The organism is Caldifermentibacillus hisashii (genome assembly GCF_039654145.1).
GTDB lineage: Bacteria > Bacillota > Bacilli > Bacillales > Caldibacillaceae > Caldifermentibacillus > Caldifermentibacillus hisashii.
Map to the genome: position 1 here is coordinate 902,611 of NZ_CP155467.1, position 26,250 is coordinate 928,860.

The 26,250-nt window shown below is 34.6% G+C and carries 23 protein-coding genes, 1 tRNA gene and 1 pseudogene; 16 read left to right on the plus strand and 9 right to left on the minus strand.

Annotated features, from left to right (window positions below; genetic code table 11):
* Positions 1 to 135: 135 nt before the first annotated feature.
* The gene (locus NSQ14_RS04245; protein WP_340499406.1) at positions 136 to 897 is read right to left on the minus strand and encodes a DeoR/GlpR family DNA-binding transcription regulator; all 762 of its coding nucleotides are present in this window, start codon (positions 895 to 897) and stop codon (positions 136 to 138) included.
* Between the two features lie 1,736 nt (positions 898 to 2,633).
* A complete protein-coding gene (locus NSQ14_RS04250; protein ID WP_346216914.1) occupies positions 2,634 to 3,992 on the minus strand; it encodes a transposase family protein in 1,359 nt (452 codons plus the stop codon).
* A gap of 400 nt (positions 3,993 to 4,392) precedes the next feature.
* On the opposite strand from NSQ14_RS04250, the gene NSQ14_RS04255 reads away from it, so the two are divergent.
* From NSQ14_RS04255 to NSQ14_RS04290, 8 genes and pseudogenes are all read left to right on the plus strand, one after another.
* Positions 4,393 to 4,887 carry a hypothetical protein gene (locus NSQ14_RS04255; protein ID WP_110133741.1) on the plus strand — a complete coding sequence of 165 codons (495 nt, stop codon included), beginning with the start codon at positions 4,393 to 4,395 and terminating at the stop codon, positions 4,885 to 4,887.
* Positions 4,883 to 5,095, plus strand: a pseudogene (locus tag NSQ14_RS04260) (ABC transporter ATP-binding protein); the annotation flags it as partial. The gene NSQ14_RS04255 and the pseudogene NSQ14_RS04260, both read left to right, overlap by 5 nt.
* Before the next feature lie 535 nt (positions 5,096 to 5,630).
* Positions 5,631 to 6,263, plus strand: a complete 633-nt coding sequence (locus tag NSQ14_RS04265; RefSeq protein ID WP_168985813.1) for a TasA family protein — start codon at positions 5,631 to 5,633, stop codon at positions 6,261 to 6,263.
* Positions 6,264 to 6,362: 99 nt separating this feature from the next.
* Positions 6,363 to 6,956 carry a TasA family protein gene (locus NSQ14_RS04270; RefSeq protein WP_108897630.1) on the plus strand — a complete coding sequence of 198 codons (594 nt, stop codon included), beginning with the start codon at positions 6,363 to 6,365 and terminating at the stop codon, positions 6,954 to 6,956.
* A gap of 105 nt (positions 6,957 to 7,061) precedes the next feature.
* Positions 7,062 to 7,604: a hypothetical protein gene (locus NSQ14_RS04275; protein WP_346216915.1), complete on the plus strand. Its 543-nt coding sequence runs from the start codon at positions 7,062 to 7,064 to the stop codon at positions 7,602 to 7,604.
* Between the two features lie 12 nt (positions 7,605 to 7,616).
* The gene (sipW, locus tag NSQ14_RS04280; protein ID WP_346216916.1) at positions 7,617 to 8,450 is read left to right on the plus strand and encodes a signal peptidase I SipW; all 834 of its coding nucleotides are present in this window, start codon (positions 7,617 to 7,619) and stop codon (positions 8,448 to 8,450) included.
* Positions 8,451 to 8,515: 65 nt separating this feature from the next.
* Positions 8,516 to 9,193, plus strand: a complete 678-nt coding sequence (locus NSQ14_RS04285; RefSeq protein WP_346216917.1) for a hypothetical protein — start codon at positions 8,516 to 8,518, stop codon at positions 9,191 to 9,193.
* A gap of 99 nt (positions 9,194 to 9,292) precedes the next feature.
* Positions 9,293 to 9,826: a dihydrofolate reductase family protein gene (locus tag NSQ14_RS04290; RefSeq protein ID WP_346216918.1), complete on the plus strand. Its 534-nt coding sequence runs from the start codon at positions 9,293 to 9,295 to the stop codon at positions 9,824 to 9,826.
* A gap of 692 nt (positions 9,827 to 10,518) precedes the next feature.
* Here the strand turns inward: NSQ14_RS04290 and NSQ14_RS04295 are convergent.
* Positions 10,519 to 11,244: a type II toxin-antitoxin system prevent-host-death family antitoxin gene (locus tag NSQ14_RS04295; protein ID WP_269919699.1), complete on the minus strand. Its 726-nt coding sequence runs from the start codon at positions 11,242 to 11,244 to the stop codon at positions 10,519 to 10,521.
* 208 nt (positions 11,245 to 11,452) lie between these two features.
* Here NSQ14_RS04295 and NSQ14_RS04300 point away from each other — a divergent pair, with 208 nt between their 5' ends.
* Together NSQ14_RS04300 and NSQ14_RS04305 are read left to right on the plus strand one after the other, a co-directional pair.
* A complete protein-coding gene (locus NSQ14_RS04300; RefSeq protein WP_269919700.1) occupies positions 11,453 to 12,211 on the plus strand; it encodes a GNAT family N-acetyltransferase in 759 nt (252 codons plus the stop codon).
* Positions 12,212 to 12,459: 248 nt separating this feature from the next.
* On the plus strand, positions 12,460 to 14,511 hold the full coding sequence (locus NSQ14_RS04305; RefSeq protein ID WP_346216919.1) for a DUF4179 domain-containing protein: 2,052 nt from the start codon (positions 12,460 to 12,462) through the stop codon (positions 14,509 to 14,511).
* Positions 14,512 to 14,595: 84 nt separating this feature from the next.
* Here NSQ14_RS04305 and NSQ14_RS04310 read toward each other — a convergent pair whose 3' ends face one another.
* Both NSQ14_RS04310 and NSQ14_RS04315 read right to left on the minus strand, forming a co-directional pair.
* The gene (locus tag NSQ14_RS04310) at positions 14,596 to 15,960 is read right to left on the minus strand and encodes an MFS transporter (RefSeq protein WP_216405488.1); all 1,365 of its coding nucleotides are present in this window, start codon (positions 15,958 to 15,960) and stop codon (positions 14,596 to 14,598) included.
* Between the two features lie 214 nt (positions 15,961 to 16,174).
* Positions 16,175 to 16,879, minus strand: coding sequence for a GTP pyrophosphokinase (locus tag NSQ14_RS04315; protein ID WP_216405486.1), 705 nt, complete (start codon positions 16,877 to 16,879; stop codon positions 16,175 to 16,177).
* A 240-nt stretch (positions 16,880 to 17,119) separates the two neighbouring features.
* On the opposite strand from NSQ14_RS04315, the gene NSQ14_RS04320 reads away from it, so the two are divergent.
* Positions 17,120 to 17,323: a hypothetical protein gene (locus NSQ14_RS04320; RefSeq protein WP_346216920.1), complete on the plus strand. Its 204-nt coding sequence runs from the start codon at positions 17,120 to 17,122 to the stop codon at positions 17,321 to 17,323.
* Positions 17,324 to 17,384: 61 nt separating this feature from the next.
* On the opposite strand, the gene NSQ14_RS04325 is transcribed toward NSQ14_RS04320, so the two are convergent.
* On the minus strand, positions 17,385 to 18,308 hold the full coding sequence (locus tag NSQ14_RS04325) for an AEC family transporter (protein ID WP_346216921.1): 924 nt from the start codon (positions 18,306 to 18,308) through the stop codon (positions 17,385 to 17,387).
* A 190-nt stretch (positions 18,309 to 18,498) separates the two neighbouring features.
* On the opposite strand from NSQ14_RS04325, the gene NSQ14_RS04330 reads away from it, so the two are divergent.
* The 5 genes from NSQ14_RS04330 (at position 18,499) to NSQ14_RS04350 (ending at position 22,660) form a co-directional block, all read left to right on the plus strand.
* On the plus strand, positions 18,499 to 18,756 hold the full coding sequence (locus NSQ14_RS04330; protein ID WP_346216922.1) for a hypothetical protein: 258 nt from the start codon (positions 18,499 to 18,501) through the stop codon (positions 18,754 to 18,756).
* Positions 18,757 to 18,803: 47 nt separating this feature from the next.
* Positions 18,804 to 19,436: a hypothetical protein gene (locus tag NSQ14_RS04335; protein ID WP_346216923.1), complete on the plus strand. Its 633-nt coding sequence runs from the start codon at positions 18,804 to 18,806 to the stop codon at positions 19,434 to 19,436.
* Positions 19,420 to 20,286, plus strand: a complete 867-nt coding sequence (locus tag NSQ14_RS04340) for a hypothetical protein (RefSeq protein ID WP_251242239.1) — start codon at positions 19,420 to 19,422, stop codon at positions 20,284 to 20,286. Before NSQ14_RS04335 ends, NSQ14_RS04340 begins: the two co-directional genes overlap by 17 nt.
* Before the next feature lie 72 nt (positions 20,287 to 20,358).
* A complete protein-coding gene (locus tag NSQ14_RS04345; RefSeq protein ID WP_041845286.1) occupies positions 20,359 to 21,258 on the plus strand; it encodes a hypothetical protein in 900 nt (299 codons plus the stop codon).
* A gap of 349 nt (positions 21,259 to 21,607) precedes the next feature.
* Positions 21,608 to 22,660 (plus strand): inorganic phosphate transporter, encoded by a 1,053-nt coding sequence (locus tag NSQ14_RS04350; protein ID WP_041845285.1) that lies wholly within the window; start codon positions 21,608 to 21,610, stop codon positions 22,658 to 22,660.
* Between the two features lie 154 nt (positions 22,661 to 22,814).
* Here NSQ14_RS04350 and NSQ14_RS04355 read toward each other — a convergent pair.
* The 3 genes from NSQ14_RS04355 to NSQ14_RS04365 form a co-directional block, all read right to left on the minus strand.
* Positions 22,815 to 22,898 (minus strand) — tRNA-Leu (locus NSQ14_RS04355).
* A gap of 252 nt (positions 22,899 to 23,150) precedes the next feature.
* Complete coding sequence (locus tag NSQ14_RS04360) at positions 23,151 to 23,726, minus strand: HAD-IA family hydrolase (protein ID WP_227092517.1); 576 nt, start codon at positions 23,724 to 23,726, stop codon at positions 23,151 to 23,153.
* 276 nt (positions 23,727 to 24,002) lie between these two features.
* Complete coding sequence (locus NSQ14_RS04365) at positions 24,003 to 26,063, minus strand: substrate-binding domain-containing protein (RefSeq protein WP_346216924.1); 2,061 nt, start codon at positions 26,061 to 26,063, stop codon at positions 24,003 to 24,005.
* Positions 26,064 to 26,250: the final 187 nt, after the last annotated feature.

Here is a 26,250-nt window from a genome sequence, read left to right on the forward strand (position 1 = left end):
AAAATGAGTTCGGGGTTTACCGGACTCATTTTTTACTGTTTGTTAAGTTTGAAAAAGGAAAATTGATGGGGAGAGGGATCAGTAACTAAATATTAGTTGAAATGATTTTTTTTCTTTATGGCGAAGATAAGTTTTTTATTTATAAATCATTTTTATATGATTTTCATTGAAAAAGTCACGATAGGTAGAATTTGGTACTTTATCGGTAACTAAGTAATTAATTTCATCGAGTTTACAATACGTTATTAAACCTTGTTTATCAAATTTACTGTGGTCTACTAATAAATATACTTCATTACATTTTCGAACAACGGATTCTTTCAATTTACTTTCGATTGGAGAAGCATTTGTAACTCCGTTCCTAATGGAAATTCCTGTTGATGACATAAAAGCTTTATTTATATTATAGATGTTGAGTAATTCGAGATTATTAATATTTCCGAGTGAGTTGGTTTGGCGTTCGAGAATACCACCAATACAAATCAGTGATATGTTGTCGTGTGGGATACATTTCATAATTAGTTCAATATGATTTGTAATGATGGTGATTTTTTTATTTTTTATATGTTCAAACATTTCAATAGTAGTTGTTCCAGAATCAATGAAAATAACATCTCCATCATTGACAAGATTTCCAGCTATCTGTCCAATCAGTTGTTTCGCTTCTTGATTACGAACACTACGTTCTTTGAAGGAGTCAAGTCCTTTTTTATTTTCATGATTGACAGTAACGCCACCATATATCTTTTTATAATCCCCGGTTTTTAATAATTCTTGAACATCTCTTCGTATTGTATTTTTAGACACATTAAAAACGGAAACAAGTTCATCTAAAGAGACAGATTCTTTTTCATTAATATATTCTTGTATTTTTTTCAATCGTACTTCTTTAATCAATTTTGATCCCCCATTATTTTTAGCGAGTAAATTTATTTTATCAGAGAAACCAAAATTTCCCCACAAATCCACAAAAATATTCATATAAATTGTTTAATATATTATTATCTATGTATTAAGTTATCATTTTTTCTATAGTTTAGGAAGGGGATTTTCTCTTTAATTTTTTCAAAAGTGAATCACTAATCACTGATTAGAATTAATTATAAAGAGAAAAGGGTTAATTCAAATAAGTTTGAAGTGAAAGCCCTGTTTTTTACTTAATGATGATGTTTTTTTTTAATTCTTCATAAACGGCTGGGTCTTGATTTTGAATTCTTCAGCCGGGTGAGAAAGGCTTGAGATTGTATTCTTTTCGTCTCGGATAGTTCAAAATTCAAAGATTGAAATGTTCCCTAATTGACGTTCTGGTGATGCAGACTTCGGAAAAGTATTGGGACCTAATTGGAAATGCCAATCTAAAATGACTTGGGATACGGTTTTATTATGCAGAGCTATGTATTGTAAAGTCTCATTCGTAAATAACTCCGATCTTTTGCACGGAAAAGCAGGATCCACGACCCAGTTTGAATATTATATGCTTGATGGAAATTTCTTAACACTTCTTGATTAAAGTATGGATGTAATTTGATTTAGTTAATACTTAGTTTTACACCTGTTTCTTTTTCTAAACGTTCAATATGCTCTGGTAAGAAGTTGTACACGCCAATAGAAAGGACAAGTCCCAATTTTTTGCATCGATGTTTCAACATATTTATCTTGGATTGGATTTGGCCAATGTATGAAATATAAGTCGTAATGGTCAAGATTTGCGCGATAAAGTGATTCTTGAACAGCTTTTGTTAGTTGATATATTCTTGATAACGTCCTGGTAGTTATGTTAAGGAAAATTAGGAACTTCGTATTGGAACAACAAAGCATTATCTTTTAGAGACCTCACAACCTGGGCAATGCATTTATCAGACTTAATATAGATATTATAATGTAGAAGAAGATTATCTATCGTTAGTATATTAATCGTATTTTTAAACGAAATATTTGTGAATTACTGATATGCATTTAAGACGAGAGAGAGTGATAAGAAGTGGAAATATGTAGATCAGGAAATTAAAGAGTAGTTAATAAATATTGATATAATATATTTATGAACTAAATTAAACAATGGACTGTCAGAATAAACTCTTGTTAATTCTAACACCGCGGAGTATGGTGGAGTTACGGATGCATTTATCAAAAGATATATCATAAGTATTTTGATCTTCCAAGATAAGTTAGGGTATACAGAAATTTTCTTTCATAAAATAGAATCAAAGAAAACTTTTGATAAAAAATAAAATATTGGAATTACCAACAGTGAAAACAGCGATACTTAAGCCTTATATAATTTGTTAAATGATTATGACTCTATACTAAAATAATAATGATCTATGTCTCTACAGTAATGGAAAAACTGAAACCTCCCATTTTAAAAATCAAGTAATGAATTTTTTAGAAAACAACTTTTTATGTATCTCAGCTATGAGGAGTAAATTTATCAATTTTCGGTAGTATTATGCAATTACGACTTATTCACAATTGATAGAATTTTCCAGTTGAATTTATTTACAAAAAGGGTCAAAAAGAACCAATTTTGCTTATTTTTTTAAAAAATGTGGATGACTTATTTTTGCTTATTTTTTTGTTGTGGATAACTTTTTTCTTTGCCAAACATCACATCCTTTGGTACAATTAAATCGCTAGGTAAACCTAATTTGCATAGGTTTTCCCAGTTGTGCGATATCCTCGTCTGTTAGTGTTTGCCCGCGAAAGGCTTCTAACAATCGCGAGGATATTTCTTTTATCGTTTTCTTCATGCTTCTCAATATTTTTGACCCATGCTCATGTAACACCATGATAATCTCTGTAATTTGGGTTAATAGGTAGTGATTTTTCATGGCATTGTAATCTTGGCTGCTTGCGTGTTCAATGTGGTAGCGCAGGTTTTTTTGTCTGTTAAACCCCTCATTCTCTATTCTCCAGCGGCTTCTGCCAGCGTTCATCAGTTTCTTTGCATTGTTTTTTGTGATTTTTATATCTGTGATAAAGGTAAATTTTTGTTTTCTTTTTTCATCTTCTAATTCGCATTCGAAAACATTCACCCCAAAGCCTCTGTAATCAATATCGTTCACCCAGGTGATTTCCCCTCGCTGTTCGCTTTCACGTATCTTTACCACATTGGCTTTCTTGCCTTCCTCCTCTTCCATATTTTTTAACGCTTGAAACTCATCGGTGATGCTTTTAATACGATCTTCCTTAAAACGGAATAAGTAGTTCCAATTATTCGCCTTGCATTGTTTCAATACATTTTCGCAGGCATAAAGACTATCGGCAATCAGACAGATAGGCAGTTTTTTAAAGGTGTCTTTCAGTCTAGCAGTCAGTCGATAAAAAGCATTCAACTCACAATCTTGCTTTTCCACGTCCTCTGATTCATTTTCAATAAACTCGGAGGCCACACTCAGCACCATATTTCCCACAATTAATTTGGCTTCCAAGACATGATGCATGTAGATGGTCTTTATTTTTTCTTCACCCGTTTCCTTGTCTGTGTATTTGTACACTCGTCTCAGGCAGTGTTCACAATGTTTTTTGTCAAAAGTAAAAATACCGGTCCCATCTATGGCAATACCCCAGTATTCCCCATTGATACGATAGGAATCAAAACACCTCTTTTTCAATAATTCCTTGATCATATCGATTCGGATTCTTTCAAGTTCTGCCGGATTCACTCGTGACAAAAAATCATTGATTGTGTCATAATGGGGCAGTTCTTCCAAATCTTCATTCCCCAACAATTTCCCCAAATTTTTAATGCACTCTTCCTTATTAAATTCGTTTGTCATTTCGCGCATACTTTTTAAGTTGCATGCATTTTTCAAAATAACCATCATCAAAAGGACTTCCGTGTCATAGGTGATATAGCTTTGGTGCCTTGGATCATCAATAGTTTTGAGCAATTTGTTTAAATTTTTAAAAAAGTGATTTTGTGTTTTTAGCAACTCGAATAAATAATTTACCTCTTTTTCCTTTTCACGCTTTTCCTTCCTCGTTACCATAAAAAAATCCCCCCAAATGCCAATATATTAGGTTTTTTACATACCCTTATTATCACATATTTGGCAAAGTTTGGGTGGAATTATCTCGAAGAATTTTTACTCTTCAGGGCTGGATTTCTGAAAGTATAGGTAATTTGACGGATGATAAAGATGCATTCTAAGAAAATGCGAAAAGTATTTATAACATTCTTGTACCAAAATACTATAATGAACAATAAGAATATTTATTCAACGCAACCTCCCTTTGTTGGAGGTTTTTTATTTACGAAGAAATTCTAATGGAATAAGTGAGTTGACTGTAGAACGTTTTGCATAAAAATAGGAGATATTCACGTTCTAAATATCAAAACTTTCACTTAAAAAACTGGCTCTTCGCTAATTAAAGTGAATATATAGAAATTTGGTTCTCGTAGATTTCATTTACGAGTTAGAATTTAACTATAAAGGAAGTTCAGAAGAGCAACTATTAATAAGTAATTTTGATAAATTTAAATTTAGAAAGTCCTTTTCTAATAATGAATTTAATCATCTCGCTGAACGTATGGATAGAGAATTTATTAGAGATATATTACAACTTAATGATGTTATAAGGGTGGAGAAAAATTCATATTTCAAAATTCATAAAAGTTATCCATCACCAAGAAGTCTTTATCCGATAAAAATCTTGGTATCAATTGGCTCTTCTTTTTATGTAACAAAAAATGATATCCAAGATGTTTATGAGTTATATTCTTGTGAAGATTTAAATGTACCATCAGGTGACATTGTTTTAGAATTCAATGATAAATATCTTGAAGATTATAAAAGTATTAAAAAGTCATTGTTACTATTAGAAATGGGACATTTATTATTTAATCTTTTATATATTATTAAAGTTTATGGTAAAAAATGTTAATAAATACGGATTGACGACACTGATGGTGACTCATAATATTTAACAGGCTTTAGATCTTGGTAACCGGTTGATCATGATGGATGGTGGCCAAATCATTTTAGATATTAATGAAACGAAGAAGAAACAACTGACCATTGATGATTTATTAAATGAGTTCCAGCGTATCCACGACGAAAAGCTTGCATCAGACCGAACGGTACTAGCTTAATTTTTTTATAAAAAGGACATGAAAAACGTATTAAAATGTATCCTTTGTAAAGGATATTTTAATCAACTTCATGTCTTTTTTTCCATAAATTACTCGGTGAAAATAGAACTATAATATCTTCTAAAAAAAGTTTTTTCCCTATGCATAAATATGAAAAAGTCAAATATATCTATATAGAGTTGAAAATGAGACTGAACGAATAGGGAAAAGATCCTCAAAAACCATGACCTTTCACCCATTCTATTTTTATATCCAAAAAAATTAGAACATTGTTTGTTTTAAAGGTAACTTGAAAGATTTCAAAATTCAGGCTGGAAATATTTTATTTAACATCTGATCACATGATCACCTGATTTGTTCAAATCAACCAGTTTTGTTGTCATTGTCGAAACAGGCAACATTTCAAAACAGGATTACTGTCAAAAAACATTGCTTCATCGCTTGCCTGTGCTGACACATTTTCATGTTAAAATCCCTCTTTCTTATACATAAAGGGGTTTTATAAAAAATATCAAATAGGTAAAGGAGAGATTTTATGGAAATCAAAAGGAAATTAGGTTTAGGAATTGCTTCGGCAGCACTCGGTTTAGCACTAATCGGGGGAGGAACGTTTGCTTACTTTAGTGATACTGAAGTAACAAATAATACATTTGCAGCAGGTACTTTAGATTTATCTGTTAATCCATCCACAATTGTAGATATTGGTAATCTAAAACCTGGGGATACCGTTGTACGTACATTTGAATTAGTAAACGGTGGTTCATTGGATATTTCAAGTATTGATTTATCAACAGTAACATCTGTCACAGATGCAAAAGGTGACAATACAGATGATCTTGCTAAGTATATTAAAGTACTATTCTTAGAAAATGCCGACAAAACAGGTGATGGTTGGGTAATTGGAGATCGTAATAATATTATTTCTCAAACAACATTATATGATTTGCAAAACAAGACTCCTGATGCTGTTGAAAATCTGAATAAGTTCTGGACGAAATTATTAGGTTTAGGCGGCGAAAATAGTGGCTTAAAGGCTGGAGATACGGACACGATGTATGTAGCCTTCGAATTTGTTGATAATAAACGTGATCAAAACCAATTCCAAGGTGACTCATTACAGCTAGAATGGACTTTTAATGCACACCAAACTGCAGGTGAAAATAAATAATATAGTATGTCAAGTTAGAGGAGGGAGATTTCTTTCTCCTTCCTTTGTACATACAACGATTAGCTTTAACAAGAAAAACATTATTGTGGAGGAAAGGATATGAACGTTAAGAAAAAAATTGGATTAAGTGCTGCAACTGCTATTCTCGGAATAAGTTTAATCGGTGGGGGATCATTTGCTTACTTTAGTGATTCAGAAGTAACGAATAATACTTTTACTGCAGGAACACTTGATATCAATCTAAAAAGCACAGATGATAGTAAAAAAATTAATTTAAACATTGAAAATATGAAGCCGGGTGATTGGAAAGTACACCAAATTCGCATTTATAACGGCGGTTCACTTGAGGTCAAAGATGTCAAATTACGTGCAGATTACACTGTAACTGACGCAAATGGCGATAATGGTACTGAGGACTTTGCCGATCATATTTTGGTAAATATTATGAAAGCAGATACGAAGGAAGTTATCGCAAATTGGGTTCCTTTATCCCAATTGAAAGACAGTAATTTAGTTGTTGCGAATGATTTAAAAACACCTACCGGAAACAAATATCAGACGAATCATAGACAAACTTTACGTGTAGATTTTAAATTCAACGATAATGGTCAAGATCAAAATATTTTCCAAGGTGATCAGATTGATTTTAAATTGTCATTCGAAGCTAGCCAAAAAGATGGAGAATTAAAGTAATAAAGAGGGCGGGATTTTTTCCTGCTCGGAAGTAACGTAGTACATATTTATATGTCTTTATAAATATATATAAACTGCAATAGATTAAGGATGGGTGGTGATCATTTGCACAATGGAACGAGTCGGTTAATAAGGGGGATTAAGGAGCGAAACAAAAAATTAATGGTTGTAATAAAGATTGTAGCTTCCTTTTACTTATTTATTTTTTCAATGAACTATATAACTGCAGATACGAATGCGTCTTTTACTAATAAGAAAAAGGTGAATATATCAATTCATGCTTGGGTAGAAGAGCGAATGGAGGATGCTACTACGGACCAATTAGAACAAAATAAGAGCAAATCTACTAATGAGAATACCAATCAGAAAAAAGAGAATCAATCAGAAACAACAAATAAGAACAGTAATATCAAGCCTGAAAAACCAGTAGATGAAACAAGTGGAGGCGACAGTCCTCAAACAGATTCCAATATGAACGAAAACCCAATCAGCCAAGAAAATCAAGCGGATTCACCAGAACAGGAACCGGTCAAAGAACAGACAAGTCAACCTGCAATAGAGAAGGATTCGAAAGCAGTAGAAGCATCAATTTCAACCCAGGAACCAACAAATACACAAGAAAATAATCAAAATAATAATAAGAAATAAAGGGTGAAAAAAATGGAAGAAAATCGTCATAAAAATCCTGAAAAAAATGATGAAACGACAGTATTAGACGAACAAAGTTCCCACGAGAATGAAGAAAAAATGAATCATGAAATAGACACGGAGAGTGAAATACTGGCTCACACTGAAGTTCCAAGCATAGGGCAGACTGAAACAAAAAGTGTGGGTCAAAATGGAGACAGTATGGACGTAGGTCATTTGAGCAGAAAAGAAAGTGCAAAGGATCAAAAAAAGATAAAGTCCGGCAAAGTAATTTTCAAATGGGTCAACAATATTGTAACTACGATTCTCATTTTATTATTTATCGGTGTTGCTGCATTAGTCATATCTACTAAAATTTCAGATGGCGAACCTCAAGCATTCGGTTATCAAATAAAGAATGTTTTGTCTGGATCGATGGAGCCTGGCATCAAAACCGGCTCAATCATTTTCGTAAAAACGGGCGGGGATATGACTCGTTTTAAAGAAAATGATATTATTACTTTCATGCAAAAGGATGACAAGTTAGTAACGCACCGAGTGACTGAGGTTATACAAAATGGTGATCAAGTCATGTATCGTACTAAAGGGGATAACAATGAGGAAGAAGATTTAGAACCGGTACAATCTAGTAATGTTGTAGCTGAGTATACTGGGATAACAATTCCATATGTCGGTTATGTCGCTGATTTTGCTTCCTCCAAAATAGGTATATTATCTCTAGTTATTCTGCCTGGCGTATTTTTGCTTCTTTATTCCGTGTTCTCTATCTGGAAGACGATTCGACTAATAGAGAGACAAATGAAAGGAAAACAGGATAATTCAACTGAAGCATCATTACCAAAATAAAAATTTAAGCCGGGAAAAAAATATTAATGGTTCTTTCCCGGCAGGATATGAAAAGGGGGGAAGCTATGAAAAGGAATACAAGTTTCATGGTATTTATATTTAGTCTGATTTGTTTTCTTGTCTTTCCACTAAATATGTACGCTGAGGAAGGTGGGAACCTCCATACAAAACCGAATCAATATTTATTTACCATTAACAATATGAAACCGGGTGATTCTGCAGAACGGACTTTAACGATACAAAACAGAGGGGAAGTAGACTTTCGCTATTCTACAGAACAAAAATTCAAAAAAGGATCTAAAAAATTATTTAATGAATTTTTATTAAAAGTTACTGATGGAAACGGAATATTATATGAAGGAAAATTGAAAGATTTTAAAGGGTTACCTGAGCGCTTTTTAAAAGCGAAAACGGAAGAAGATATCCAATTTTTAGTGAAATTCCCCGATGCTTTAGGAAATGAATTCCAAGGGTTAACATTTGAAACAGCTTTTTTATTTTATATTGAAGACTTAACAACGGAACCAGAACAGAACGAGACTCCTGGTCCAAACCAATCAGACAATAGCAACCAACCGAGACCCATTACAGATACAACTTCACCGCCAAAAGAAGGTGAAATTTTGCCATCTACTGCAACAAACTATTTCAACTTTATGATGATCGGTATTTGCTTTATTTTTATTGGAGGAATTGCGTACTTTCTATATACAAAAGCAAAAGTAAATCAATCTAATTCATAACCTTGATAAAATGATGCGTCACAACAAAGCATTAAGTTATAATAAATATAGTATTTGATTAAGCGTCCCAATGTAAGAAAAAGTGAGGAGCGTGAGGGAGTGGATAGAAACATAATTCTCTATATTGCAGTGAGTTTAGACGGGTATATAGCAAGGACCAATGGAGCAGTTGACTGGCTAAGTGGTAGTAGTGGGGATCCAAATGTAGATTTAGGATTTGAGGAATTTTATAGTTCAATAGATACGGTTGTAATGGGTAGAACAACATATGAACAAGTTATTAATGAATTATCGCCCAATGTTTGGGTATATGAAGCTAAGAAATGTTATGTAGTAACAACAAAAAATTATGAACCTGATAGTAGGGCAGAGTATATATCAGAGGATATTACTGGGTTTATTAAAAATCTAAAAAAACAACAGGGGAAGGATATATGGCTTGTTGGCGGAGCAAAGTTAATTGATCAATTTATTAAACAAAACTTGGTAGATAAGTATATTATAACAATAATACCAACAATTTTGGGTGAAGGGATTCCTCTATTTTTAGGGGAAAATCCAGAAATTCAACTTAAACTTATTGGAACAAAAACGAATGATGGTATGGTTGAACTTATGTACGTGCAAAGATGATATTAAATCATCTTTTGATAGGAATGCAAAGTATTTAAAATCCATTAAAGAGGGTTACTTGAAAAAACTAGGTCTCATTTTAAAAGAAAAGCGAGGAGTATTATGGGCATTAACTATAAGCAGTGTCCAAAATGTGGATCTAAAAATACATTGAAAATTTTGTATGGTATGCCAACCAAGGAAGTTTTCCAAAAGCAGAAGCAGGAGAAATTAAACTAGGTGGATGCAGAAAAATAGTTGGTGGCCCAGAATACTACTGTAAAGATTGTGAGAGTGAATGGAATAAAGAACAGGCTGTTGATGCTGCTTATCATAAAATCAAGGGACTAAAAGCGTCATTTGGCGGTTACTTCGAAGGCTATTACCCCTGATTGGTTTTATTTTTTGATGATTTCAGCGGATATTCCGGCTACAATGACATTTGCAGGTACATCTACGAGGCCACTGAAAAACTTTTTGAATAGATTCACTAACACAATATATAGTATGATAAAACCCGTAAATACATCTAAATACAGTGTTTAGCGAGATTATTTCGCACTTCTTCAGTGGCCTCTACATCCACATCATTAATGTTCCACTCCGGATAAAAATTTTAAAAAGCAGTCCTACATTTTTATTTAAAAAATGTAAAACATCCCATCTTCATTTATTTTTTCAAGAAGATGGGGTTTTTGATAGGAAATATATGTTCATCTAAAAATACGCTGCACCTCTATTTTTAATTTCTCAAATAGATAAGACTGAGCAATTTCGTTCTGTTTGAAGGTCGTGAATTCTTGAATATTCTGTTCTGCAAAAAGATACACAGTGACTTCCTTGTTGTCAGGATTCGCAATCCAATATTCCTTCACACCACAGGACATATAGAGATCGAGTTTCTTAATCAAGTCCTTTCTTCTTGTCCCCTTGGAAAGCACTTCGACGATTAATGTTGGAATCCCTTTGTAATAATCGTTGTCATCCAAATGTTCCTCCAGGTCACAAATCACCATAATATCCGGTTGTACGATATTGATTTGTTCCGATGTTCTTCGCAGTTCAATATCGTAGGGGGCCACCATTGGGATACAGGAAGTTCCTTGTAATAAATTGGAGAAAACTGTAATTAATTGCGTAACAGCATATTGATGGGCTGTCCTAGGTGCTGCCAGAAAATAAATTTCCCCATCAATGTACTCATATCTTTCATCGGACTCCTGCCATAATTGCAAAAATTCCTCATAGGTTGCTTTTTTACCGTAGCCATATAGTGGTACACTTTCATGAATTTGATTTACGGCACTACCGAGTTGATCACCCAAGGCCGTAAGTTTTGCAATTTCAGTACCATTGCGGGTGATAATAATATCTTCCTGTGCAGCTAACATTAAATACTTTCCAAAGTTATTTTGTAATTCAGTGGAGTTGACCTTCATTTTAGCAGTACCTCCAATATTAGTTAAAGTAGCTAATCTAGCTAATAATAATATACAATTAGAATGGCTATGTTTGCAAATGATGTTGAGGAAGTTCTGGAGACAAAATGATGATGGAGTTCCAATAAACGAAACTTGTAACGCTTTTACAACGTATATATTAAGGTGTAATTGATCAATTCTTAACATGAAGATGGAGGTGGAAGAGATGGGATTTATTCAAATAACCAAAAGTAATATTGAAACCGAACATATATGCTGTGCTTTAGGGGCAAAACAATATGAACATGCAGTTAGTGAGAAGAAAAAGTGGCTGACAGAACGAATGGATGAAGGGTTAGTTTTTTATCGCTTAGATGAACGTGCAAAAGTATTTATTGAGTACTTGCCCGCTGAGATGGCGTGGGTTCCTATTGAAGCACCGAATTATATGTATATTAACTGTTTATGGGTTTCAGGAAGACATAAAAATACTGGGTATGCCAAGCAACTGTTAGACTATTGCAGAAATGATGCCATTAACCGTGGGATGGATGGGATTGTACATATTGTAGGGAAGAAAAAATATCCGTATTTAAGTGACGGGCGTTTCTTTGAACATATAGGGTTTGAAATAGTAGACCAAGTAGAACCATATTTTCAATTAATGGCATTGACATGGAATAAACATGTTGTCCCTTCTTTTAAAAAACAGGTAAAAACCTTTTCTGGTGATGAAGGGATAACGATTTATTATACTGTGCAGTGTCCATTTGCTGTTGGTATATTGGAAGAACTAAGAAAAATAGCAGAAAACAAAAATGTGCCTTTTAAAACGATTAGAATAACAACGAAAGAAAAAGCACAAAATTCACCAACAATCTTGACAACTTTTGGTTTGTTTTATAACGGGAAATTTATTACACACGAAATAATCAGTCCAAACAAATTTGACAAATTACTAACAAAATTATTAACACAAGGATAGAGCGATTCCTTTACAGAAAAAGAAATCGGCTGTTGACTTCATTTGCCACAAAGAGGGCCGGAGACAGGTGAGGTCACTGAAAAATGATTTGTATTCGTTCGTTTGCTGGAGTCGGGTAACCTCCAAAGTAATTAGATATAGTATCGGAACTAATCTAATTGATACTTTTACGCTTTTTCGGTGGCTTCGTTTATTATAAATATACAGGGACGCAGAACTTGTTTCCATGTCAAAGGGGGGGCAATCGAATGGTTCCAACAACAAATGAAAATCTAATTATTCCTATAGATAGAAAAAGTGTGGAATCCATAGCTGATTGGTTCGATCAACAGAAAAACCGGTTCTATCCGCTTGGTTGCACCTATGTTAAAACGCAGCGGCAAATGGAAGAATTATTTTACCGGTCTATAATGAAAGTCCACAAAGAATTACATCGATTGAAAGGTGAAACGGACTTCGAATCATGGGTTGCGTCCATTTTTTTACATATTTGCAGGGAGTTTACTACTGATAATAGTTTAAGTTTACTAGCTTCGGAGGAAAATTACCCGCATAATGATTTATTTCAAGCTCTTGACCAATTAAATATGGAAGAGAAAGAAGCACTGGTACTTACATATGTGAGCGGATTCCCATATGAAAAAGCGGCCCACCTTCTCCAAGTTTCAGTGGAGAAGCTGAAAGAGCTTTTGTTTTCCGGCATACAGTCACTTAGAAAAGAATTGGGGTACGGATCAACTTTTCATGGGTGTAAGGAGTATCAAAAGGATTATACCTCTTACTTAGATCGAACGATGGAGCGGTCGAAAAAGATTGAGTTTGAAATTCATGTTTATCATTGTCAAAACTGTCAGGAGGATTTAGGGACTTTTCAGGATGTCCGTATCTACCTTACTGAACAAAGTAAAGAGTTGCCTATTCCCACCGGTTTCATGAAAAATATTAAAGCTAGGCTGGCAGAAGAGGAAAAGAAAAGGCGGCAAAAGATCAAAAAACGTAATAAATGGGTTTTTATTTTTGCAGTTGTATGTACATTAATAATCGGAATCGGTTTTTTTACCGGGACTTTTGCAAAGCTTTACTATACATGGACGGTAGAAGATCAAGAATTGCTACCCTATCTGCAACATGATTTCGGTGAGATGCTGAATCTGGAAGCAGAAAGTAATGGAGTGAAAGTTAAGATTAAAAGCGCAATATCAGATGAGTTCCAGACGCTCATTTTTTATGAAATTGAAGATACCGAAGCAGACAATCAATATGGAATCATGTTTGGCGATGGGGTTATTGTGGAGAACGAATTTGATTTGATGAATACGGATGCCTATCCCATATATTATCCGCCTGACCTTGAATCGGCTATAAATAAAGAAAAAAAGAATGTGTACCATGGAAAAATGGGTTTATTTCCAATCAGAGAGGATAACGGAACAATTAAACTGGTGATTACACAGTTAATGAAATTGAATGATGCCTCATCAAACCCGGATGAAGTTTACGATGGAAATTATAAAATAGGAGAGTGGGAATTTGAAATCCCTGTGAAAAAACTTCCCACCAAACAATATACATTGGATGAAGAAATAGCAGTCGAGGGAGTCCCGATGCGATTTGATAAACTAATTATTGCACCAACAGCAACGATTCTGCAATATAGTATTAATGCTATACAGCCAGAAAAAAATTTAAGTGGTATTACTTTTGACAATCTGGTAGTGAATAATAAAAAGGTGATTGCAGATTTATATGGTGGCGCTTTTATTGATGCGCAGGAGGACATGGATTGGAGTACTTATCAGGCTTTCTTTGAACCATTTTTTGGGAAAAAACCAAAAGAAGTCAAGGCTCAATTGAAAGAAGCTTTCCTAACAGTTGAAGACCAAAAAATCGTTGAATTGGATCCGTCTCAGAATTATCCGCAAACCTTTGCATATGCGGGCAGTACAATCACCATCGAAAAGGTAGAAATTGGAAATCCATCCAAAGTTGTTATAAGTGATGATAATATTGAAAATCGAACATATGAAACGCTGAACCTCGGTATAAACGGTGATGAAAATATTGAAATGGGGATGAAAAACGATAGCGTGATTGTTGATAAAAATGGAAACAAATACGATCCGATTGATGATTTAGTCAAGTATGAAGAAATCGAGCACCCCCGTTATTTCGTAACAAAATATGACATCAGTTTACAAAGTGACAAAGCCGGTGAAGAAGTGGTTCCGAAAAGGCTCGAAATTTATGGCTATAATACGACGAAATACTTGAACGATGTCGTAAAAATATCATTGGATTAACATAGGACAGTTTTGTTGTCTTTTTTTCCAGCTTACTCGTAGACGGTGCATGGGCTGTAACGGGTTATCCGGATTTAAGTAAGTTTATGTAGTTTTCGCGCTCTTTTTCATCTGTTTTATTCCAGGGTATCTTAATGAAAGACCCACAACGATGATACAAAAAATAATGCAAACAATCGCAACAATATGGAGATGTTCCACGTCTAAATGCCTGTTAAAGACAATCCCAAGTAGACAGGATGACAGGATGGAACCAATATAACGGCTTGTTTGGAAAAGACCGGAAGCAGTTCCGGTTTCTTCCGGCTTAACTTGTTCGTAAAGTGCCGTTTGCATAGAAATGTTATTAAAACCATTACTCATTCCGAGCACAGCCATGATGATCAGTAACCATAAGATTGGAGAGGTTTCATTTAAACTAAGTAATAGTCCCGTACCAATAAATAAGAATCCGCTACCCAAAATTAGAGAAGGTTTTGAACCGTGACGTTCAATTAATCGTCCTGCCAAAGGTGCAACAATAACACCAAAACCGGCCAATGCCAGCATAATAAGGCCGGTCTGTTTCTCGCTATAATGGTGTACTTGTTGGAGAAACGTCGGAAAACCATAAAAATAGCAGTAATAAACAAGATTGATACAGATAAATTGTACATAAACTAAAGAAACATTCAGATTCGTCTTTAAGGCAATTATATCGATAAAGGGTTCCTTCCGATTTTTTTCATACATGTAAAAAATAAAACTGAAAATGAAAAATATGAACAATGCCGACCAATGAATTTGTTTCTCTAATGAAAGCAGGAAGAGAATGAGCGCTACTATGGAAATAATAAATAATAAAATACCGCCCACATCAATACGTTCAAGATTAAATTTTCCCCGGCCTGTACTAGGCAGGATGGTTATCGCTAAGACAAAAGATAAAAGAATAAACGGAAAATTTACGATAAAAATCGCCGGCCAATCCCACGAGTCAATGATGAAACCACCGATTGAAGGGCCAAATGCTGCAGATGTGGTAGAAAAAATTGATAGAGTAGATAATGCTTTGGCTTGCCCTTCTGTAATACTTGTTCGAACAATACTCATCCCGCTTGGAAATAAAGCAGAACTTCCAATCGCTTGCAATGCACGGCAACTTAATAAAAAAGCAAAATTCGTTGAAAACGGAGCGAACCCGCAAGCAACAGCAACAAGTAAAAGTCCGGTCAAAAACACTTTTTTCGGACCAAACATATCACTCAATCTCCCCATAACAGGTTGCCCAACCGCACTTGCCAAGTAAAAAACAGAAATCAGCCATGTTGCATCAGCAAATGTTAAACCAAATTCGTGCTGCATTCGTGTTAAAGCTACGGATATCATTGATGAATTTAATGGATTTAGCAATGTGCCCAGACCGATTGTTAAAACAAGCAGCCATGGCTTACGTATTGAATTATTCATTTTAATCACCTAGCATTAAGTTATCCTGAATAAAAAAAACCATACGATAATCAAAAACGAAATTGAGAAAATAAAGTAAAATGACAATCAGTAAGGGCCACTGATTGTCGGATGAAAATCTCAAGCCTACTTTTACAATGCGCCGTTCAGGCCTGCCTCTTGACTCAAATTTTTAATGCGCTAATGACAATAAGTTTGCCTTTACAGGTCCGGCTTAAGAAAGGAACTCGGAAAATTTAGCTAATAATTCTGTTGTAAAATGATGATTGTTTTTTGAGGCATCATGTGCTTTTAAAATATTGATTTCGCGGTTCAAGTCTTCCATTTTTTTATCCAGCTCTGCAGCTTGTTGTGCGGCGTCTCTTAAACTATCCTGTATGTGCTTGGGAATTTCTTTGTTATATTTATAGTATATTTTGTGTTCCAAGCTAGCCCAGAAATCCATTGCAATCGTTCGAATTTGGATTTCAACATAAACATGTTCCATTCGGTCAGACATAAAAATCGGAATTTTCACGATGAGATGTAGGCTGCGGTAGCCGTTTGCCTTTGGATTCTTGATATAATCTTTTATTTGAACAACTTCTACATCTTTTTGATTTTTTAACATATCTCCAATTTTATAAATATCTTCTGTAAAAGAACAAATAATACGAACGCCGGCGATATCTCGAATATTTTCTTTAATATCTGTTAACGAAGAGGTACAACCTTTTTTAATCATTTTATTTATGATGCTTTGCGGTGATTTAATCCGGGACGTCACATGTTCAATCGGATTATATTCATGGATGAGTTCGAACTCTTCCTGTAAAATTTCTACTTTTGTTTCAATCTCTTTTAAGGCAAAACGATATTGTAATAAAAAACGAGTTATCTCCTGTTGTAATTCTTTTAAATTTGGTATATTTTGTATCATTTTTATTCTGATCCTTTCAAGTCCAATTCTTCTTTCAAATTATATCATATCGAAAATCTTGAATCGAAATTTACCCTTATTAACAAAAGATTTAAAAATATCCAATTCAGCTGCTTTCAGGTAGTGTATAATATTCTTACAAAATAGTAGTAAATAGACTTTAGTAATTTTGTGACGGATCACAGCTGAAATGTGGACAAATGCGTATTTCCAAAAACAAATAATATAGAAGGTGATCTGATGAAAATAGGAATGAGAAAACCTAGCTTGAAAAAAAGAGTTGCAGCCAGAACGAGTATAAAAAGGCAACTCGTTCATTGTGCCGGCTTAAAAATGCCAAGAGGTTATGGCTGGCTACGCAACCCGAAAAAATATACCTATAACAAAGTGTATCATAGAACCACTTTTGATATATTTAAGTTATTGAAAAAGCTTTTTAAGTAATGGTTGGGTAAAGGGTTAGATTCTTCTAACGAGAAAACCACGGACTTTGCGGTAGGCTTGGTCAGTGCACCCAAACAATAATAATCGGCAAAAAAATGAATGAAAGCAAAGTTGTCCAAAGAATCGTCTTTGTGACAATTTGAGGTGATGCATGAAATTTTTGGGCCAGTATTCCTGCATTGACAGCGACAGGCATACAGGATAAAACAAATAAAACCGAATGTAAAATCCCGTCTATTTTTAAAAGAAACAAGCAAAGTAAGGAAATGATTGGCGCGATAATCATTCGGATGCCCATCCCGGTCCAAAATGTAACCCGTTCTTTATTTTTAATGGATGAAGTTTTTACATTCATCATTTGCATTCCCAAAATAGCCAAAACAATCGGTGAATATGCAGCTGAAATCATGGAGACTCCTGTATCAATGGGTTCAGGTAAATGAATTTGAAACGACCGTAATAAAAGTGCAAGTAATGAAGCGTAAATAGCCGGTAAGGAAAAAACAGATTTGATCGCTTCCTTTATACGAAAATGTGAGCGGGCTGCAAAATAGATTCCAATTGTATTAACAATCACCATTTGCAAAACAATATAAACGGTGGCTTTGTCCAAACCGGCTTGACCAAAAGCAAGAAGTATCAAAGGGATTCCATAATTCACACTGTTAGTAAACGCGGAGATAAGTGTCAAACCGGCCGTATCACTGGAAGAAAGCTTAAATAGTTTTCCAAATCCATTTGAAACAGCCCAAAGGAATAAAAGGCTTAACAAGGAATAAGCTAATGTCAAATATACATCATGGTACGAAACGTCTGCTTTCATTAATCTCTCGAATATTAACACCGGCGTTAAATAATATAGAACCAATGTCACAAGAGGCCCTATGTCGATTTGTTTATAACGATCTAATAACACTCCTGCAATAACCGGTAGAGATAGTGGAACAATAACATGAAATAGTGTCGTAAAAAGTTCTTGTATCATAAAAATCCCTTTCCTATCGTTATTAATTCGAATCTTGATGAAAAAATATATTTCGATAGTTTTACTTGATAAATACATATATTTCGCTATTTCTATATAAAAATCCTTCTAAGTTTAGATGGTGATTTTTCATCTACAGTTTCTCAACATATTTTTTAAATATAATGCTGAATTGGAGGAAGTGCTTCCTTTGAAAAAATTTGTCATTACGATCAGTCTTGTAATGGTCATCGGATTATTACTTGGAATTTTCTTTTATAATCAAACGCCTAATCAAGCTTTACCGGATATCGATCCACAACCGGAGGAACAAAGCATAGATGAAACACCAACACAACCTGAACAGATTCAAGGAATTTATCTCAATGAACAAATCGGATACTCCCTGCAGAATGACCGGCTTCAATTACTTTTGATAAAGGGAAAAATTGGATCACCGTCCCTATAGAAAAAGATCAATTGTTTGCCGGCGAATATAATGGGAACAAACAGGAATTGATTGATCATAGTTATCTATTGACAGAAAATCGGACTGCCTTTTTATATGCCGAAGAACCGAGTTGGGATAACGAAACGATTCGTATCCTATTTACACTCGATCAAGGGAAAACTTGGATGAACTCGGTCGTTACCGAACATTACATGGGTGTACGTTTCCGAAAAGTAGGATTTGTAGATGATCAATTCGGGTATATTATCATATCCGGCGGGCGGACGATGTCACAAGAAGGTTCCAATGTGTTCTTAACATTTGACGGCGGCCAAAGTTGGCAGGAAACGAATAATTCGGGCGTTAGTCGACTTATTGCAGACGGGGGCTTTGTTGATGCAAAGATCGGTTTTCTGTCTTTTGGGACGATAAATCCGGAAGCACCGGAATTATACGTAACTCAAGATGGCGGAAATACTTGGAAACAAGCAACGGTAAATATTCCATCCGAGTACGACAAAATTTTTGTGCAATCAGAGACACCGTTTATAGAAGATGATCATTTAGCAGTTTTTGTGAATCAAGGTCCGAATGGCGACTATAAAGGTGGTTTAGTGAAGGGAAAATTTATTTCCACAGACAAAGGAAATACATGGACGTTTTCAATGGAGGTGTCCCCGGATGAAGCAAACAAGTAAAAAAATGAATCTAATCGTGGGCTGGATACTGTTTATCTTGTCTATTGGGATTTTTTTCTTGCAAATAGGTTTTTTATTCTTTCATGAGCGACTACAATTTGAATATATAGATAATCGACTTTTTTATGTACTTAACATGATATTTGTTATTTGTTTATTTATTGCCATACTGCAACTTTTGAACTTAGAGAAAAAATGGAAGGTTTTTGGGGCAGTCGTTGTTTTAATATTTATGATTCCCAATATTACGATGATTTCCCAGACGAATAAGGAGATAAAGAATATTATCAGTGTTTCGCCAAACTTTCAACATGTCCTGTCTTTAAAAGAAAATACGAAGACCGGGGAAACATATTACTACCGCTCCTATTTTGGTATTTTGGGACGACCGAAAGAAAAACTGCCCTATCAAACGAACGGCAGGTTTAAAGTGGATTGGTTAACAGATGATATTGCAGCAGTAACCTATAAGGCAAAGGACAAAACTGTACATCAATATATTGGTACATATGGCGATCGTGGAACCGGCATATCTTATTATTATGTTGCGGCCCAAATTTATGGTGTTTGGGAAGGGGAAAATGCCAGAATTACAAATGAAACAGAAGGCCTATCTGTCACGGTAAATGGCAAGACAGAAATTTATAAATGGGATCAAGTCGTCCAGTTCGGAACATTGGCGATTGTGTTAATGAAAAATAATGAAGCGGTTTGGACGGTTGCCTTAAATAAAGACTTCAATGTTGAAGCTGCAGAAAAGGGTGAAACACCAGGTACCATCCTTTTGTACAAAGCAACGATGGGGAAAACGGAACCTATTCTCTTAAAGCGAGTAAGTAGTTCCATGTAATCAAGAATAATATAAAGCATGAAATAAACGATTTTTATACGATAGCATTTGTAACATAGGGGGAGAATTACTTTGCGGTCAGTAGTAACAAAGGTAAAAAAAATCGTTAGCTATATCATTATTATTTTATCGTTTATTACAGGAATCGCTGCGACGGGGGTAGCCGAATGGGATCATCCCTTTATAAGTATTTTTATATATTTATTACTTGGCGGATTACCTTTTACAATCGGAATCATTATGCTTTACGGATTGAAAAAAGTAAAGGAAACTGCGTGGGAAAAATTTCGTTTTTATACGGGAATTTCTTTTTTAGCACCAATTCTATTAAAAATTATTGTGTATTTCAATGATAAAAACACAAACAGGATTTCTACCCCAACTGATATTTACATTACCAATTATCAAGGTTTTATCGGTTTAATTATCATTTTTACCGGATTTTATGCGTTTTGTCTGTTTATAGTGATTTATATCGTTGGGTTTAAGGTTGAAAAGGAGTTGTATATTTCACTGGTCGTAGCTTTTTTGATTAGTGCCGGATTATCGATTTATGGAAAGAATGATTTTTATGCGATCAGGGAAGAAGGGTTGTTTTTATCGTCAAAGGAGGAACAAATTGCCATCCCTTGGGAAGACATAGAAAGCGTCCGAATCGAAGCATCCATTGCTTCGGATATTGGAAAATATTTTTCACAGGATTTTGAATGGGAGTTTATTTTTTATTTAAAGGAGCATGAGCCGGTGAAATTTAGTGGATTTGGATACGATGAGCCTAGTCTGAAATACTCCCACCAAATTAAGAATGTTATTATGGAGAATAAAATATCTATGTCTATTGATTCCATAAGCGAAAAGGAATGGGAATTTTTGGAAGTGGACATGGAAGATGATGAAATAAAACCGGACGACTTTTATAAATTGTTTCAATATAATCCGGAAACAAATGAATACTATGATATAAAATATTAAAAACATAGAATTATAGCATGTGAATGGATCTAGTACTTCACATGCTTTGTTTACATTCGTGATAAATTTTGCGCAAAACCATTTACGTCCTAATTAGCCTATATGTTTAAAAAGTAAGGTTAAGTAGTTAAAATGAGAAATTTGAATTTACGTCCTAATTATCATTATATGTTTAAAAAGTATTAAAACATATTTTTTCAAACTGATGTATAATTGAAAAGGGCATCGGTGAAATTTTGATTTATCGTGTAAAAAATATACAATAATAATGTGAAAGCAGTCACAATTATGAACAAATTTTCAAAAAACGATGTGCTCAATACAAATCGTAATTATAGTAGGTGAGAAAATGTCTTTATCATTCCCAGATTTTATAACAATGATTACTAGTAATCCGATTATGCTTGTGACAGTTCTTTTGACATTAGGTGTCGTTCTTGTAAACGGGTGGACGGATGCCCCAAATGCAATCGCTACATGTGTTTCAACACGTTGCATGAGTGTTCGTCAGGCGATTATTATGGCAGCCTTAATGAATTTTTTTGGTGTAACCGTAATGACTGTTTTTAATGCAACCGTTGCTGAAACGATTTATAATATGGTCGATTTTAGCGGTGATGCTCACAATAGTATTGTCGCTTTATGTGCAGCAATGGTAGCCATTGTTTTATGGGCTACGGGTGCTTGGTATTTTGGAATTCCAACCAGTGAGAGTCATGCTTTAATTGCCGGTTTAACCGGTGCTGCCATTGCACTTCAGGGTGGTTTAGCAGGAGTAAATGGACATGAATGGATGAAGGTTATTTACGGGCTCGTGATTTCAACTGTAATGGGATTCGGACTTGGATTTTTTATTGTAAAAATAATCAATCGTTTATTTAAAAATGTTCCGTTAAGTAAATCAGCAAATTTTTTTCAATATGGAGAAATATTTGCCGGTGCCGGAATGGCTTTTATGCATGGTGCACAAGATGGTCAAAAATTTATTGGTGTTTTTCTATTTGGTGTTTTTCTCTCACAAGGTGTTACAGAAGCTACCGTGTTTACGATTCCATTATGGGTGATGTTAGTTATCAGTGTGGTAATCACATTAGGGACCAGCATCGGGGGTTATCGTATCATCAAATCGGTTGGAATGAGCATGGTGAAACTGCGAAAACATGAAGGATTTGCCTCAGACCTGGCCGGTGTCATTTCACTTTTAACTGCCTCTATTTTTGGTTTGCCCGTCAGTACTACTCATACAAAAACAACAGCTATTATGGGTGTCGGCGCCTCTAAGCGCATTAGAAATGTGAACTGGGATGTTGCAAAAGAAATGATATGGGCTTGGATTTTAACTTTCCCGGGATGTGGAATCATCGGTTACTTTATGGCAAAATTGTTTATGCAAATATTTTGACAAATGATTTATCGCATTTGGGTTTAGAAAGTGACTGGAAGATCATACAGCAGATGTGTTCAACTCGATTTGCCTCGTAAAAAAGCGAAATATAAAAAAAGCCAATACCTTGAGTGTTTCAAAGCATTGACTTTAGTAGTTTTCCAAAAATAAATGCGGATAGGGAGACTCGAACTCCCACGCCGGTTAAGGCATATGAACCTGAATCATACGTGTCTGCCAATTCCACCATATCCGCAAAATCAAAAATGAATCTAAAACATCAACGACAAAGACAGAAACAACGAACAAAATTTATTATATATCTAAGGAAAGGAATTTTCAAGTACCGAAAAATGCCAAATTGTCGATCTCGCTTGTCCGTGTTGGGTACGTTTCAATGTTTTCCTACGACCTTGAAAAATATTTTTCCCTTCCAGAAAGATGATCGTCTTATCATTTTAATAAAAGGTTCCAAGGAAGAGACCGGGTACCCGATCCCTTGGTTCAATTACATTGATAAGCCTTCTAAAACTTGAGGAAAATCTTTGTATGATGATAAATGAAAGTCGGCTTCTTCATTTTCATTTTGAAATAAACAAGTTGGAATATCCAATTCTTTTGCCGGTATAATGTCCAATGCCCGATCCCCAATAACGAGGTCAATTCCGTACTTGTCATGAACGTAGGCATAGGATGCGACGTGGGGTTTGCGTGGAAAACCATCTTCCTCAGGGCAAACAATCTCTTGAAAGTAATGATCCATTTTCCAATATTTTAATAGACGTAAAGTAGATACTCTTGATCGGTGGGTAACAATGATATTTTTATCTGCCATTTTTAAAACATCTTCCACAAAAGGAAACGGTTTTTTGTCCTCATCTTTAAACTGTAAATCAATTTTTTGATATTCTTGTCGCTTGTCTTCGGAAATTCCGTAATGTTTGAAAGCTTGTTTGGAATCTTTTTTTAACCAGCGGATAAGTTCATCCTCATTGATTTGCTTTCCGGCGAGTTTTTGAAAAGAAGCCATTAATTTCGGGTATGTATCAAATAAAGTTCCGTCTAAATCCCATAAAATATTCACCGAGTTACCTCCGAGTTGATTGAAATAATGTTTTCCCATATGTTTATTGTAAGCAAATCCATAGTTTTCGGCAAGTTGATGCGGAATGCTTAAACGAATATTCTGCATAGATATTAATTTTACTTTGTTGAGATGTAGGATTGCAAACGGTTTTATTTATTTTCAATATGTACGAGACATGCTAATTTTACTTTGTTGGGATGTAGGGATAATAAAGAAGCCGGATGCTTAAACGAAATCAGTGGAGGATAGCGCTTCCCCCACTGAAGTGCCCCTTTATTTCGATATAGCGTTAATGTTTGTTTTATTAATTATAAACGTGCTTAACAGGTCATTTTCCTTAATATGTTTTCCGGCTTCCAGATCAAAAATTTTCTTAACCGCTAATTCCGCAAATAGTCTTTGTCTTTGGGAAACAACGGCATCGAGAACACCTTGTTTGATCGCTTGTAAATTGACCGGATTGTCATCAAAACCGATAAATTTTTTATTTGAAATGTCATGTTTTTCGGCATAAAGCATAGCGACTGTTCCAAAATCACTGTCAACCCCTGCAGCAAGGTCGAAACCACCGCATGTTTTAACGATTTTCTCGAAATCCTTCACCCGCTCTTGATTATCGAAGAAACCGGATTGCTCACCAACAACTTTAATATTAGGGTATTTTGCTAAAACATCGTATACACCTTTCACCCGTAATTTTAAATTTTCCTGATTGATGTTGGTTGCACTCAAAATAACCTTACCACTTCCGCCAAGTTGTTTGACAATCAAATTCGCTAAGTTTTTCCCTGCTTCATAATTGTCGGTACCGATAAAGCTAATTCGTTTACTGTTAGGGATATCTGCATCCACACAAATGGTTTTAATTTGCTCACGATACAAATCATCAATAACAGGTGCAAGGCTTTTTTGCTCGGAAGGTATGATAATTAAATAATCCAATCCTTTCTTTTTTACATCATTAATCATTTGAATTTGCTCCGACTTATCAAAGCGATTCATGAATTTAGCGGTAAAATGAAAACCGTATTTCTTCGCTGTTTTTTCTCCGTTTTCTATCATCAGTTCCGTAAAAGGATGCCCCTTTTGCAAATTGCTGATAAAAGCAATTTTTTTAGTAGTTTTTGTTTTTTTATCAACCCGATAATTATGAATGGATTTCTCAACTTCTACCACTACTTGTTGTAATTGTTTCGATAAGTCTAGTAAAATTTCATTGGATTGTTTTTGCTGCATGCTTAAGGTGGCAGCTTCTTGCGTTGAAGCGGCGGATTGTTGGGCGATGGCGGCAATACTATTAATCGCATCAGTTAAGTTATCTTTCGTGTCATTTAACACATTCATATGTCCACGAATATTATTTTGGTCATTGATTAAATCAAGTACATTTGTATCAAATTGATCAAAGACTTGATTGACTTCTTCAAACGATTGCTGTTGAATTTCAAACTTTTGATTAGTCGATTCAACCGATTGAATAATTGCATTGATTTTTTCCTTTAAGTTATCCAATATTTTACCAATTTCTGAAGCTGAATTGTAGCTTTGATCCGATAGTTTCCTGATTTCGCTGGAGACGACAGAAAAACCTCTTCCAGCTTCACCGGCTCTTGCAGCTTCAATTTGCGCATTCAAGGATAATAAGTTCGTTTGTGAAGCGATATCAGTAATAACAGCAGTAATCGTGTTAATTTGTGAAAGACTGTCTTTTAACAGTTCGATCGTTTCAAAAACTTGATTAATTTCTTCCTTTGTACTGTTTCCGGATTCGATTGTTTTTTCCAGACTAAGATTTCCTTGTTCTGTTAATTTTTGTAAAATATTAATCCGGTTTTGCATCGTATCAACTGCTTGTAACACATTTTGAAATCTTGTTGCCAATTCTGTTGTCATTTTACTGCCTTTTTCAGCATCTTCCGCTTGTTGCTGGGCTCCTTGAGATACGGTAAGATTAACTTCCGCCATTAAATTGGATTGCTTCGTTGAGTCACTTGCTGTATCAATGACCACATCAGTAAGTTTTTGAATTTCCTCGATCGATTCTTGAAAATCACGAATCGTTTTCGTAAACACATCCAAAATATATGACAAATGAGGGTTATTCATAGATATAAGATTTTTCTTATTCTGATCCTGTAAATCTCCTTCTTTAATAAATTCAGCTAATATTTTTGAATGGTCTTGTTTACGTGATTGAAGAAGATAAATGAGGATAACGCCAATAATTCCTAATGATAATAAAATATTTCCGGCTATAGGGTAAAATAGTTGTAGGATAAGGGCAACTATCAAAATGAAAAATAAAGCCAACAGTTGTTTTTTTATGGATGTCACATAGACCAACTCCTTGAAATGTTTAATCGGATGAAAAATGTAACGCTATTTTTGCAAAGCGCTTTCAAATTACTATAAGCATATATTACCATATTTATTTCTTTATAAGGTGACAATTTCTAACATATTTTTTGCATTTTCTGGAATTGTAAAAATCATCAATACTGTTTTATCTATGTAAATGGGG